This window comes from Brachybacterium vulturis, from assembly GCF_043641765.1.
Taxonomy (GTDB): Bacteria; Actinomycetota; Actinomycetes; order Actinomycetales; family Dermabacteraceae; genus Brachybacterium; species Brachybacterium vulturis_A.
This window is the reverse complement of record NZ_JBHZRO010000012.1, coordinates 70,431-82,131: the sequence shown is the minus strand read 5'-3', so window position 1 is coordinate 82,131 and position 11,701 is coordinate 70,431. Positions and strand designations below refer to the sequence as shown.

At 72.5% G+C, this 11,701-nt stretch carries 12 protein-coding genes; 5 read left to right on the top strand and 7 right to left on the bottom strand.

Features of this window, described 5'->3' with window-relative positions:
* Positions 1-46 precede the first annotated feature (46 nt).
* A complete protein-coding gene (dnaB, locus tag ACHUEU_RS10875) occupies positions 47-1,423 on the bottom strand; it encodes a replicative DNA helicase (RefSeq protein ID WP_394216141.1) in 1,377 nt (458 codons plus the stop codon).
* Positions 1,424-1,678: 255 nt separating this feature from the next.
* On the opposite strand from dnaB, the gene ACHUEU_RS10870 reads away from it, so the two are divergent.
* Complete coding sequence (locus tag ACHUEU_RS10870; RefSeq protein ID WP_394216140.1) at positions 1,679-2,149, top strand: hypothetical protein; 471 nt, start codon at positions 1,679-1,681, stop codon at positions 2,147-2,149.
* Positions 2,146-2,493 carry a hypothetical protein gene (locus ACHUEU_RS10865; protein WP_394216139.1) on the top strand — a complete coding sequence of 116 codons (348 nt, stop codon included), beginning with the start codon at positions 2,146-2,148 and terminating at the stop codon, positions 2,491-2,493. Before ACHUEU_RS10870 ends, ACHUEU_RS10865 begins: the two co-directional genes overlap by 4 nt.
* Before the next feature lie 35 nt (positions 2,494-2,528).
* On the opposite strand, the gene ACHUEU_RS10860 is transcribed toward ACHUEU_RS10865, so the two are convergent.
* Both ACHUEU_RS10860 and ACHUEU_RS10855 read right to left on the bottom strand, forming a co-directional pair.
* Entirely contained in the window at positions 2,529-3,038 is a 510-nt protein-coding gene (locus ACHUEU_RS10860) for a mycothiol transferase (protein WP_394216138.1), read from the bottom strand.
* Between the two features lie 25 nt (positions 3,039-3,063).
* Entirely contained in the window at positions 3,064-3,393 is a 330-nt protein-coding gene (locus tag ACHUEU_RS10855) for a GNAT family N-acetyltransferase (protein ID WP_394216137.1), read from the bottom strand.
* 114 nt (positions 3,394-3,507) lie between these two features.
* Between ACHUEU_RS10855 and ACHUEU_RS10850 the strand changes: the two genes are divergently transcribed.
* On the top strand, positions 3,508-4,995 hold the full coding sequence (locus ACHUEU_RS10850; protein ID WP_394216183.1) for a pyridoxal phosphate-dependent decarboxylase family protein: 1,488 nt from the start codon (positions 3,508-3,510) through the stop codon (positions 4,993-4,995).
* A 71-nt stretch (positions 4,996-5,066) separates the two neighbouring features.
* Here ACHUEU_RS10850 and ACHUEU_RS10845 read toward each other — a convergent pair whose 3' ends face one another.
* Positions 5,067-6,866: a hypothetical protein gene (locus ACHUEU_RS10845; RefSeq protein ID WP_394216182.1), complete on the bottom strand. Its 1,800-nt coding sequence runs from the start codon at positions 6,864-6,866 to the stop codon at positions 5,067-5,069.
* A 133-nt stretch (positions 6,867-6,999) separates the two neighbouring features.
* Between ACHUEU_RS10845 and ACHUEU_RS10840 the strand changes: the two genes are divergently transcribed.
* Both ACHUEU_RS10840 and ACHUEU_RS10835 read left to right on the top strand, forming a co-directional pair.
* Positions 7,000-7,932 (top strand): hypothetical protein, encoded by a 933-nt coding sequence (locus ACHUEU_RS10840; protein ID WP_394216136.1) that lies wholly within the window; start codon positions 7,000-7,002, stop codon positions 7,930-7,932.
* Position 7,933: 1 nt separating this feature from the next.
* Positions 7,934-8,722: a ferritin-like domain-containing protein gene (locus ACHUEU_RS10835; RefSeq protein ID WP_394216135.1), complete on the top strand. Its 789-nt coding sequence runs from the start codon at positions 7,934-7,936 to the stop codon at positions 8,720-8,722.
* A 3-nt stretch (positions 8,723-8,725) separates the two neighbouring features.
* Here the strand turns inward: ACHUEU_RS10835 and ACHUEU_RS10830 are convergent, their stop codons facing one another.
* The 3 genes from ACHUEU_RS10830 to ACHUEU_RS10820 all read right to left on the bottom strand — a co-directional run bounded on the left by ACHUEU_RS10830 (position 8,726) and on the right by ACHUEU_RS10820 (position 11,601).
* Entirely contained in the window at positions 8,726-9,187 is a 462-nt protein-coding gene (locus ACHUEU_RS10830; RefSeq protein ID WP_394216134.1) for a hypothetical protein, read from the bottom strand.
* An 89-nt stretch (positions 9,188-9,276) separates the two neighbouring features.
* Entirely contained in the window at positions 9,277-9,966 is a 690-nt protein-coding gene (locus ACHUEU_RS10825; RefSeq protein ID WP_394216133.1) for a response regulator transcription factor, read from the bottom strand.
* Between the two features lie 60 nt (positions 9,967-10,026).
* Complete coding sequence (locus ACHUEU_RS10820) at positions 10,027-11,601, bottom strand: sensor histidine kinase (protein WP_394216132.1); 1,575 nt, start codon at positions 11,599-11,601, stop codon at positions 10,027-10,029.
* Positions 11,602-11,701 lie beyond the last annotated feature (100 nt).

Below are 11,701 nucleotides of genomic sequence, written 5' to 3'. Positions count from 1 at the left end.
CCGTGCGCGGTACGCCGTGCGCTCGGGCCCCGCGAACGGCATCCGCTCAGCCGCTGAAGCCGCCGCTGCCCGCCATGTCCTTGAACCGGGAGTAATGGCCCTCGAAGGCGACCGGGATCGTCTTGGTGGCACCATTGCGGTGCTTGGCCACGATGAGATCCGCCTCGCCGGCGCGAGCGGACTCCTTCTCGTAGTAGTCCTCGCGGTGGATCAGCAGGATGACGTCGGCATCCTGCTCGATCGAGCCGGATTCGCGCAGGTCGCTCATCATCGGGGTCTTGTCGGTGCGCTGCTCGCTGCCTCGGTTCAGCTGCGAGATCGCGATGACGGGGCAGTCGATCTCCTTGGCCAGCAGCTTCAGGGCACGGGAGAACTCGGAGACCTCCTGCTGGCGGGACTCGACCTTCTTGCCCGAGCTCATCAGCTGCAGGTAGTCGATCACCACGAGGCTGAGATCGTGCTTCTGCTTGAGCCGGCGGCACTTAGCCCGGATCTCCATCAGGGACATGTTCGCGCTGTCGTCCATGAACAGCGGCGCGTCGGCGATGCGGCTCATGGCGCGGGCCATCGCCTGCCAGTCCCGGTCATCCATGGAGCCGTCGCGCATGCGGTTCATCGGCACCTGCGCCTCGGCCGAGAGCAGACGCATCGTGATCTCGGTCTTGTCCATCTCCAGCGAGAAGATCACCGACGTCTTGCCGTTGTGGATCGATGCCGAGCGCAGCACGTCCATGCCGAGCGTGGTCTTGCCCATCGCGGGGCGGCCCGCGAAGATGATCATCTGCCCCCCGTGCAGGCCCTGGGTGAGGTCGTCGAGCTCGGCGAAGCCGGTGGGCACGCCCGTGACCTGACCGCCGCGATTCTGGGTGGCCTCGATCGTGTTGAGGGTCTCGTCGATCACCTCGCCCAGCGGCAGGAAGTCCTCGCTCTGGCCGCGCTCGGTGACCGCGTACACCTGCGCCTGGGCCTCGTTGATGGCCTCCTCCACCTCGCCGCCGTCGGAGGCGTAGCCGAGCTGGACGATGCGGGTGCCGGCCTCGACCAGGCGTCGCAGGGTGGCCCGCTCGACGACGATCTCGGCGTAGAAGCCGGCGTTCGCGGCGGTGGGGACCATGTCGATGAGGTCGGCGAGATAGGCACCGCCGCCCACCCGCGCCAGCTCGCCGCGCTTGGAGAGCTCGTCGGAGACGGTGACGAGGTCCGCCGGTTCGCCGCGGCCGTACAGGTCGATGATCGCCTCGAAGACCATCTCGTGCGCGGGGCGGTAGAAGTCGTTGCCGCGGACGGTCTCGACGACGTCGGCGATCGCGTCCTTGGACAGCATCATGCCGCCCAGCACGCCGCGCTCGGCGGGAAGGTCCTGCGGCGGGGTGCGCTCGAGGCCGCGATCGGGCCCGGCTTCGAAGGCTTCGGTGGATGTCACCGGGCCAGTGTAGGAAGTCCGCGGCAGGAGGGGGTACCTGCCCGGCGTCGAGGGGGACGAGGGTCATGGGGCGGCGGCGGGATGCCGATGGGGAGGACCGGTCGTGGACACGGCGCGACAGGGTCGGCGTCCGCTCCCACGCCACTGTCGCCGCCCGGGCCCCGCAATCCCTTGGACAAGGCAGTGCACCACAGGTACAGTTCCAGTAGGCACTACACCATCGGTACACAGCCATCTCCCTGCAGGAGGCTCGCCATGACCACCACCCCCGCCTCGCCCCCGACCGGCGCCGCCTCCCGGGCCGCCCGCGCGCACGCCAGCCTGCTCCCGTTCGCCCTCTGCCTGCTCGGGGCGAACGGGGTGGTGCATGTGATCATCGTGCTCGGCGACAATCGCCTCACGGTGCTGACCACGCTGCCCCTGGTCGCGGTCGCGATCGGATACGCGGTCTACCTGCTCACCGTCGGCCGCCCGCTGGGACAGGTGCGCTACGGGCGCCTGGTCGCCCACGCCCTCACCTACGCGGCGGTCAACACCGGTTACCTGCTGCACGCCTACGTCCTCATCATGATGGGCTCCCCGGCCATCCAGGGCGAGGGCCACCTCGCGCTGGAGCCCACGTGGTTCGGCGCCACGTTCGGGATGGCCGGCTTCTGGGGGCTCGGCCTGATCGCCCACGCCCTGGGCGCGCTGGCCGACCGCGGCTTCGAGGGCCCGCGCCCGTGACGGCGCCGGATGCTCCCGCGGCGGAGGACGCCGAATGGGTGGAGGAGCTGGCGCGCTCCTGGGTCGAGGTCTACAAGAAGTCCGCGACCACGCTCGCGCTGCTGCGGATCGTGCGGGAGCACGGTCCGGTCCCCGCCGCCGGCATCGCGCCGAGGTTCGCGGAGGCGACCGGATGGACGCTCACCGACCGCGGCCTCTATCGCACCCTGCGACGGCTCGCTGATTCCGGGGTGCTCCAGCTGGAGAAGGTGGACGTGGCCCGCACCGGTGCGAAGCGGCAGGACTTCGTGCTCACGCCCGTCGGCATGGCGTACCTGCAGCGGATCGAGCGCGAACTGGTCTGAGCTGCGGGGTGCGGCGCCCAGCCGAGCAGCACCGCTCACTCGCGCAGCGGCATCCCGAGCACGTAGGCGGCCTGGGCGAGGTGCTGGACGGCGTCATCGACGATGCTCACCAGGCGCGCACCGCGGGTGACCGGCGGATCCCACTGCGCATCGATCACGTCCTCGAGGTCCGCGACGGTGACCATCTCGAGATGCCGCTCGAGGGCGGCGAGCGCGGCGTCGACGTACTCCAGCAGGCCCTCGCCGTCCTCGACCAGGATGCGGCGCGCCTCGGCCGAGGTGTGGCCATATCCCACGGAGTCCCCCACCTCGCCGAGCGCGAAGCGCGCCGCGAAGCCGCCCGCCGTCCACAGCTGCTCGTCCCCGGTGAGATCGGCCAGCTGCACATCGATCTCGCGACCGGTGTGCCAGAGCAACCAGGCCACGGAGTTGTCATGCCCGCCCGGGCGCGCATTGAGGCTCACCGGGTTCAGCTGGCTACGCAGCGCGGCGGCAGCCGCGCGGGGGCGGGAGGTGAGGTCACGGAGGATGTCGAGAGCGTCCATGGCACCGACGCTACCCCGCCCGCCCTCAGTCGTCGACGACGACGCCGCCGGTCTGCTCCGGATGGCGCTGGAGCCAGCTCTCGACGAAGGGGCAGATCACCAGCACCGGCAGCTCCGCCGCCCGGGCCTCGGCGAGGACGGTGCGCACCAGCACGGAGGCCACGCCCTCGCCGCGGTGCGCGGAGTCGGTGACGGTGTGGATCAGCTCGAGCCGCCGCCGGGTGCGGGCGTAGGTGACGATGCCGACGATCTCGTCGCCGCGCACGGCCTCGTAGCGCTCGGCGCGCGGGTTGTCGCGCACGGCGATCGCCTCATCCGGACCGTGGACGTGATCCTCGGGGTCGGTCGTGGTCATCAAGGCTCCCTCCCGGCCGCTGCCCCCACGGTACGGCAGGGGCGGTGGCCTGTCAGGGGGCGAGCCCTGATCCACTCCCCCGCCGGACGACCGCATGACACCATGCTCGACGTGATGCAGAAGCCCGCGCCGTCCCGTCGCCCTCTCACCACCGATCCGGACGCCTCCGCGGGGCCCGCGGCATCCGCCGAGCGCAACGCCTTCTCCGCTGCCTCCGACGCCCTGCAGAGCCATCGTGAGCCGTCACCGATCTGGGGTGACGAGCGGGAGGCGGTGAGCATCGCCCTGCACTGGGCGGCGTCCCACACCACGGTCGCCACCGATCCCAAGACCACCTTCCGCAGCGCCTCCGACCTGCAGGCCGACGTCGGCGCGACCATCACCGAGGACGGCATCGGCGCCGCCCGTGCACTCGCGCTCTTCGACGAGGTGCTGCTGCCGGCGACCCGGTCCGTCGAGGACCCGATGAACCTCGCCTACATCCCGGCCGCCCCCACCCGGGCCGCCGTCGCCTTCGACACGGTGGTCTCCGCCGCGAACGTGTTCGGCGGGGTCTGGGAGTTCGGCGCCGGGGCGATCTTCGCGGAGAACCAGGTGCTGCGCTGGCTGTCGGACCTGCTGGGCTGGCCGGAGGAGTCCGCCGGGGTGTTCGTCGCCGGCGGCACCCACGGGAACCTCTCGGCGCTGGCCACCGCGCGGGACCACGCCCTGCGGGTGCGGGGTCGTCGCCCCGCGGGCGGCTGGGCGCTGGCCTGCGCCTCCACCGCGCACTCCTCGATCTCCTCGGCGGCCCGGCTGCTCGACATGGATCTGGTCAGCGTGCCGGTGGACGACCGCGGCCACCTCACCGGCCAGACACTGGAGCGGGCACTGGAGTCCGACCCGCGGATCTGCGCGGTGGTGGCCTCGGCCGGGACCACCAACGCGGGGATCGTCGACGACCTCGCCCCGGTGGTCGAGGTCGCCCACCGCCATGGTGCCTGGGTCCACGTGGACGGCGCCTACGGCGGTGCGGCCCTGGTCGCCCCCAGCGCCCGGGAGCGCTTCACCGGCATCGAGCGGGCGGACTCCTTCGTGGTGGACCCGCACAAGTGGCTGTTCGCGCCGTACGACTGCTGCGCCCTGCTGTACCGGGACCCGCGTCCGGCTGCGGCCGCGCACTCCCAGCACGCCGCCTATCTCGACACGATCGATCGCGGGGAGTCCAATCCCGCTGATTTCGCCGCGCACCTGACCCGCCGCGCCCGCGGACTGCCGCTGTGGTACTCGCTGGCCACGCACGGCACCGCCGCCTACACCGCCGCGGTCGAGGCGTGCCTGGACACCGCGCGGACCGTCGCCCGGGCGATCGCGGGGACCGAGCACCTGCGACTGCTGGCCGAGCCCGAGCTGTCGGTGGTGCTGTTCCGTCGGCCCGGATGGTCACCGGCCGCCTATCGCCGCTGGTCGCAGCGGCTGGCGAGGGAGGGGACGGTCCTATGCGTGCCCACCGCCGTCGACGGGGAGATCGCACTGCGTCTGGCCTTCGTGAACCCCTCGACGGACCCGCAGGCCGTGATCGAGGTGCTGCGCACCACGATGCTCGCGGCCGACGGCAGCTGAACGGCGCCGGCGCTGGTCGGCGACCACTCAGCGACCGCACTGCCGCGCCTCGACCGGCCGGCGCAGGAACCTCACCCCTCGCCGGTCCCCTCCCCCGTCAGCGATCGGAGCAGTGCGTCCAGGCGCGTGACGTCCTCCTCGCTGCCGAGCCGCACCCAGGCCGCGCGAGCCCGACGGGCCGCCTCGAGCGCCGGCGCGGTCGCCCCGCGCTCGGCGAGCAGGTGGGCATGGCGGTCCTCGAGGTACGCGCTCCAGTAGCGGGCCCGGTCCTCGTGGCCCGGCGGCCTCTCGTCGATGGCGTCCTGCGCCTCGCGACGGCGGCGCTCGCAGGTCTCCTCCTCGACCCCCGCCTCACCTCGGGTGAGGGCGTCCCCGGTGGCGAGGAAACGCCCCACCCGCGCATCGACCCGGTGATCCCAGAGCAGCTCGGCGGGCAGCACCGGTCGGCCACCGCCGGGACGGGTGCGCCGCTCGATGGCGGTCGTCGCCTCCTCCACCGCACCGCTGCGCCCGAGATCCAGCGCCCGCCGCATCACCAGCGCGTTGGCCTGCAGCTCGGTGCGGATCAGCTCGCCCTGGGCGGAGGTGGGGGTGGCGAGGTCGTCGGCGAGCCAGCGGGCCTGGTGGGCCATCCTCCGCAGCTCGTGCAACGAGGCGGCGTGCTCGCCCGACCGCTCGTGGATGCTCGCGGCGAGCCGGGCGACCTCCAGCAGCGCGTGACGATCGCGGGCCTCCCGGGCGAGCGTGCGGGCCTGCTCGAGGGACCCCCGGGCGGCGTCGTACCGTTCGGCCCGGACGCGCTGCGCGGCCACGGCGAGCAGCGGGGCGATGCGCAGCGCATCCCGGCGCAGGGTGCGCTGCAACGAGGCCAGCCGCCCGGCCGTGAAGGTCGCCTGGCGGGTGGCCCCGGCGGCCATCAGCGCCTGCAGCAGGGCGGTGATCAGCCCGATACGCAGCGGAGGGTCCTCGATCCCCGGCATCGCGTCCAGGGCCTCGAGGGCGTGGTGCACCGCCTGCAGGGGCCGCTCGACGCCGAGGGTGCGCGCGAGCACCGCGTGCGCGGCGGTGGCGAGGCGCTCGGGATCCGTGCGGGGATCCCGGGCGTCGACATCGACCGCGAGGGCGACGGCGCGCTCCGCGATCAGGTCGAGCACGTCCAGCGCCGCGGTGGTCGCCGCCGCGTTCTCCCCGGCCCCCTCGAGCACCTGGGCCAGGCGCAGTCGCAGCTCCTGCTCCGGATCGACCAGCAGCTGCTCCCGCACGGCCGGGAGCGCCGCGAGCGCCGCCCGCAGCCGGGCCGCGTCCCGCCGCGGATCCGCAGCCGTGCCGCGCGGGCCGGGGACGGCGGAGCGTTCCAGCGCGCGGACCACGACGAGCATCTCGGGCGTGGCCTGCGGCACCTGCCCCCGGCGGCGCCCCTTACCGGTCGGTATCTTCTCGATCGCGGCTCGGGTCCGGCTCGAGGCGGCCTGCGCGAACGGTCCGCGCTCGAGCAGCACGGCCACCACGGCCGCCGCCTGCCCGGCATTCCCGCTGCGGCGCAGGAGGGTGACCAGGTCCACCGCGTCACGGGCGACCTGCTCCCCGGCCCTGGAGAGGGCCGCTCCGTGCAGGGCGGCGCGCAGCAGGGCGAACCGGTCCTCGGCGGCGGCGGGGGCGTCACGGAACTGCTCCACCAGCACGCGCGCCTCCCCATAGCGCTCCGCGTGGAGGAGATCGTTGACCCGGCCGGCGGCCTCCCGGGCATCGCGCGGGGACGGCAGGGGCAGCTCCGCGGGTCTCAGCGCGGCCCGGAGCCTGTCCAGGTCCGGCAGGCCCGTACCTCCCGGCTCGCCGGCCGCGGCCGGGAGGGAGGCGGCGCCGGAGGTCATCACGGTCGAAACCTACCAAGCCTCCGCCTCTCGTCCCATAGCCCGATCCGCTCCGTACAATGATCCCGGGCCACGGGCGGGACACGCATGCCATCAACGGCCCAGCCCCCATCCCCAGGAGAAGAGGTAGCAGTTGTCGGTCGACCTGGCCGCAGGCGCGGCGCCGACCGCGCCCGCGCTGAGCGCCCCGGATCCGCACACCGCGATCCCGGTGGACGGGCCCTACGCCGGCCACGTCCACTTCGACGCGAGCATCACCCCGGTGCTGCGCACGGACGTCGATGTCGACGCGTACATCCGTCGCGGCACCTCCCGCCTGCCGGTCGACACCTCCCTGCTGGCCTCCGAGGACCCGCTGGGCGAAGATCTGCACCTCGCGCTGGAGGTGCTCCAGCGGCTGGAGTCCTCGGCGCTCGCGGAGTCCCGGGCCATGCTCGCCACCGCGACCGGGAACGAGGCCCGGATCACCGCCTTCCTCGCCACCTGGATGGTGGACCGCTTCTGGCAGTCCCGCGCCCTGCGCGACCTGCTCACCGGGGACCATCCCACCGAGCGGCCGCGGCACCGGCATCGGCCGGGCCCCCTGCACACCCTGCGCCGACGCCACCTGGATCGGGTGCAGCCGCTGCTGTCCGCGGTGTGGACCGGCCTGGCGGGCGAGGCCGTGGCGGCCGGGCACATGGCGCGGATGGCGGTGCAGGAGGCGTCGCTGCAGGCGGCCCTGGTCGCGGTCTCCCGGCGACTCACCGGCGAGGCCCACCGGGTCACTGAGCTGGTCGTCGACCGCCATCAGGCGGCGGTGGACTTCTTCACCGCCGAGGCGATCGGTCGCCTCACCCGCTCGCCGCGCGAGGCGCGCACCGCGCGGGTGCTGCTGTCCCTGGGCTCCCCGCTCGAGGGCGGCGGCCTCCCCGACCCCGACCTGCCCTCCGCGCTGGCCGTCATCGGCGCTGCCCCCGCGGATCGCGCCGCGCTGCATCGCGCCCGCTTCGAGATCACCCGGCTGCTGCCCGGCCCCGATCTCCCGGACCCCTATCTCAGCTCACTGCCTCGGATCGGAGTGTGACATGGCCTTCGACCTCGATCAGTTCGCCGAGACCTCTGTCCCCGTGAAGTACGAGGACCTCGATTTCGACACCTTCGAGAGCCAGCCCCTGGACGCGCAGACCCTGCGCTCGCTGCGCTACATGTGCGACGTCGAGTTCCACACCTCATGCTTCCTGCGGGACATGCTGGTCACGCCCTCGCACCGCGAGGAGGACGCCGGCGGGTTCATGACGATGTGGAACCGGGAGGAGTTCTGGCACGGCGAGGCGCTGTCGATGGTGCTGGCGCGCCACGGGATCATCGTCGACTACGACGAGGTCAAGGCCAAGCGGGTCAAGCTGGGCTGGACGGGGGCGCTGGGCCCGCTCAAGCAGTCGGTGCTGTCGAACCTCGCGGGCACCGACTTCGTGGCCGTGCACATGGTGTGGGGCGCGGCCAACGAGCTCTCCGCCGTGGCCGCCTACCGCCAGCTCTCCGCGATGACCGACCATCCGGCGCTGTCCCCGCTGCTGAAGCGCATCGCCCAGCAGGAGTCTCGCCACGTCGCCTTCTACACCACCCAGGGCCGGGAGCGACTGCTGGCCTCCGAGACGGCGCAGAAGATCGTCCGGATGATCATGTCCCGAATCTGGAAGCCCGTGGGCAGCGGGATGATGGACGAGTCCGAGGTGGTGCATGTGATGAACCATCTCTTCGCAGGCCGGTCCACCGAGCTGGACAAGCTCGACAAACGGGTCCAGAAGATGCCGGGGCTGGAGGGGCTGACCATCTTCCGCAACGCCTTCGCCCGCCTCGGCATCCCTGCCTGAGGCTCAGCCGTCGTCGTCCTCCTCGTCCCCATCCTCGTCGTCGTCATGGTCATGGTCGTCCTCGCACTGGAGTTCGCCGTCGTCCCACTCGCAGACCCCCGAGGGGCGCCCGCGCGCGCCCTCGTCGCCTGCTGAGGAGGAGCTGTCGGAGGAATCGCGCGAGGCGCGGGGCCGCTGCGGCGCAGGGGCAGGGCTCGGCGAGGGCCCGGTCTCCATCGTGCCGAGGCCCGCGTCGGTGCCGGATCCGTGCGCGGATGGCCCGGAGGCGGTCGGCAGAGCCACCGCCGCTCCCTCGGCCGACGGCGCGGCGCCCGCATCGCGGGAGGCGGGGTCGGCGGGAGCCGTCCCGCCGACGGTGATGCCGGGGCGGGCCTGGGGCGCCTCCTCCGCCGAGGGCAGCAGCGCGAGACCGATCGCGGCGAGCGCGACGGCCACGATGATCCCGTAGGTCCGCAGGGTCTTCATGGCAGGCATCGTCCCCGATGGCGATGAGACGGGGGTGAAGGCGACATGAGAGGACTCTCATCTCCCGGTGCTCGCCGCCGCGGCACGGCTCAGGCCGCCGGGTCGACGAGCTTGTAACCGGCCCCGCGCACGGTCACCAGCCGCGGGGCGCCGAGCTTGCTGCGCAGGTAGCCCACGTACACGTCGACCACGTTCGAGGCGCCGTCGTAGTCGTAGCCCCACACCTTGGACAGCAGCAGGTCACGGGTGAGCACCTGGTGCGGGTTCTCCAGGAACACGCGGGCCATGGTGAACTCGCGGGAGGACAGCTCCACCGAGCGCGGCGTGCCGTCGCCCTCGCAGGTCGCGATGCGGGTGCGCAGGTCCAGTGAGAGATCGCCCAGCTCGAGGACATCGGCGCTCACGCTGCCCGCCCCGGCGGCGGCCTCCCGGGCGCGCAGCTTCACCCGGGCCAGCAGCTCCTCGAAGCGGAAGGGCTTGGCGATGTAGTCGTTCGCGCCGCCCTCGAGCCCCTGCACGGTGTCGTCGACCCCGGTGCGGGCGGTGACCATGAGGATCGGGATCTGCACGTCCATCCCCCGCAGGGCGTTCAGCACCTGGAAGCCGTCCATGCGGGGCAGGCCCACGTCCAGGATGAGCAGGTCGAAGTCGCCGCTGGAGGCGAGGTCGAGGGCGGAGATGCCGTCCTCCACCACGGTGGAGGCGAAGCCGTTCGCCGTCAGGCCGCGCTCCACGAAGCGGGCGATGCGCGCCTCGTCCTCGGCGATGAGGATCCTCATCCGTCGTCCCTCCTGCGGGCAGTGGTGTCATCGTCGTGGGCCGGGGATCGGCCCCGGTGTTCAAGTATCACGTGTCGTGCCGGGAGCCGCGGCATCGCGTGCCGTCGGGTGCGCGACATCGGCCGCTGGGACGGGCGTGGACTGCGGGAATACGATGCTGAAGGTCGAGCCGTGACCGGGTGCGGACTGCAGCTGCACCCTGCCGCCGTGGCCCTCGGCGATCGACTGCACGATCGGCAGCCCGAGCCCCGTCCCCGCGCCGCGGCCGGGGTCCACCCGGGTGAAGCGCTCGAAGATGCGCCGCTGATCCTCCGCGCTGATGCCCACGCCCTCGTCCTGCACGCTCACCTGGATCTCGGCTCCGCCCGGGCCGGGCACCCGGTCCACCCCGAAACGGATCCGGCTGCCCTCATCGCTGTAGCGCACGGCATTGGCGGCCAGCTGCACGACCGCCTGGACCAGACGCTGCTCGTCGGCGTCGGCCACCGCCTCCACCGTGTGCTCCAGGATCCACTCCCGCTCGGCGATGTGCTCGATGCGGGCGAAGGCGGAGCGCGCGAACGCCGCCAGGTCCAGGGGCCTGGGGCGCACATAGTCTGGCCGCTTCGAGGCCGCCAGCTCGGAGAGGTCGCCGACGACGCGACCCATCCGGTCCAGCTCCTCGAGCGCGATCTCCCGCGATTCCCCCACGTCCTGGGCATCCTCGATGTCGGTGGTCTCCAGGGTGCCGCGCACGATCGTCAGCGGGGTGCGCAGCTCGTGCCCCACGTCGCTCATGAAGCGGCGCTGCTCGGCGAAGCCCGCCTGGATGCGGCCCAGCATGCGGTTGAAGTTCTGTGCGAGCGCGCTGATGTCGTCCCGCTCCGCGGGCACCGGCACCCGGTACTCGAGGTCATCGACGGTGATCTGCTCGGTGGCGGCGCGCAGATCCTCCAGCGGCCGCAGCAGACGGCCGGTGACCACGTACCCCACCCAGCCGGCGAGCAGCAGCGTGATCACCGACAGCACGGAGAAGGTCAGCACGCTCTGCCACAGGCCGCGGTGCTGGGCGCCGACATCGCTCGCGACCACGAAGATGCCTGCGGACGGGTCGCCCTGCACCGACACCGACGCGATCAGGACCCGCAGGTCCCTGCCCTGCGCCTCCATCGACACGATCCTCGCACTGCCCGGCCGATGCGCCGCGAGGATCTCCCGCAGGACCCTGTCGGACTCGGCATCGATCCGGGCGGTCTCCTCCGCGGTGTCGTCCGGCGAGGGTCGCGGCAGCAGACCGAACGCCTGCTGGTTCGGCTGATACTTCGCCATTCCGTCCAGGAGCGTGATGACGGACTCGTAGTCCGACGGGGCCGCGGAGTCGGTGGCGTGCACCAGCACGCTGTCCACGGTCGTGTGCACCGGGGCGCCGTCGGCCCCCGTGTCCTCCGCGAGAAGCTTCAGCTCATCGAACTCCTGCCACAGCTCCGCGTCGATCCGCTGGTCGAGCGCACGGAACTGGGCCGCGTAGGTGAGCACGCCGGTCAGGGCGAGGCCCACGGTCATAAAGGCCAGCGTCGTGGTCAGCACCCGGATCCGCACCGTCCAACCGCGCCTCGCCGCTCCGGGGGCGCGCTCGCGGGGACGGTTCTCGGTCATGGGGCGCATCGTAGGCGACGGGGCCGGGCAGGTTCCCGTCTCGCCGCTATGGACCCGGAGCCACTTCCGGGGCTACATTGGGACAATACGGACATTTTGG

What these genes read in the sequence shown, in the direction of transcription:
- ACHUEU_RS10830 (WP_394216134.1), bottom strand. Translation starts at nt 9,187, where the DNA reads ATGAAGACCCTGCGGACCTACGGGATCATCGTGGCCGTCGCGCTCGCC.
- ACHUEU_RS10835 (WP_394216135.1), top strand. Translation starts at nt 7,934, where the DNA reads ATGGCCTTCGACCTCGATCAGTTCGCCGAGACCTCTGTCCCCGTGAAG.
- ACHUEU_RS10845 (WP_394216182.1), bottom strand. Translation starts at nt 6,866, where the DNA reads ATGACCTCCGGCGCCGCCTCCCTCCCGGCCGCGGCCGGCGAGCCGGGA.
- ACHUEU_RS10850 (WP_394216183.1), top strand. Translation starts at nt 3,508, where the DNA reads ATGCAGAAGCCCGCGCCGTCCCGTCGCCCTCTCACCACCGATCCGGAC.
- ACHUEU_RS10855 (WP_394216137.1), bottom strand. Translation starts at nt 3,393, where the DNA reads ATGACCACGACCGACCCCGAGGATCACGTCCACGGTCCGGATGAGGCG.
- ACHUEU_RS10825 (WP_394216133.1), bottom strand. Translation starts at nt 9,966, where the DNA reads ATGAGGATCCTCATCGCCGAGGACGAGGCGCGCATCGCCCGCTTCGTG.
- ACHUEU_RS10870 (WP_394216140.1), top strand. Translation starts at nt 1,679, where the DNA reads ATGACCACCACCCCCGCCTCGCCCCCGACCGGCGCCGCCTCCCGGGCC.
- ACHUEU_RS10860 (WP_394216138.1), bottom strand. Translation starts at nt 3,038, where the DNA reads ATGGACGCTCTCGACATCCTCCGTGACCTCACCTCCCGCCCCCGCGCG.
- ACHUEU_RS10820 (WP_394216132.1), bottom strand. Translation starts at nt 11,601, where the DNA reads ATGACCGAGAACCGTCCCCGCGAGCGCGCCCCCGGAGCGGCGAGGCGC.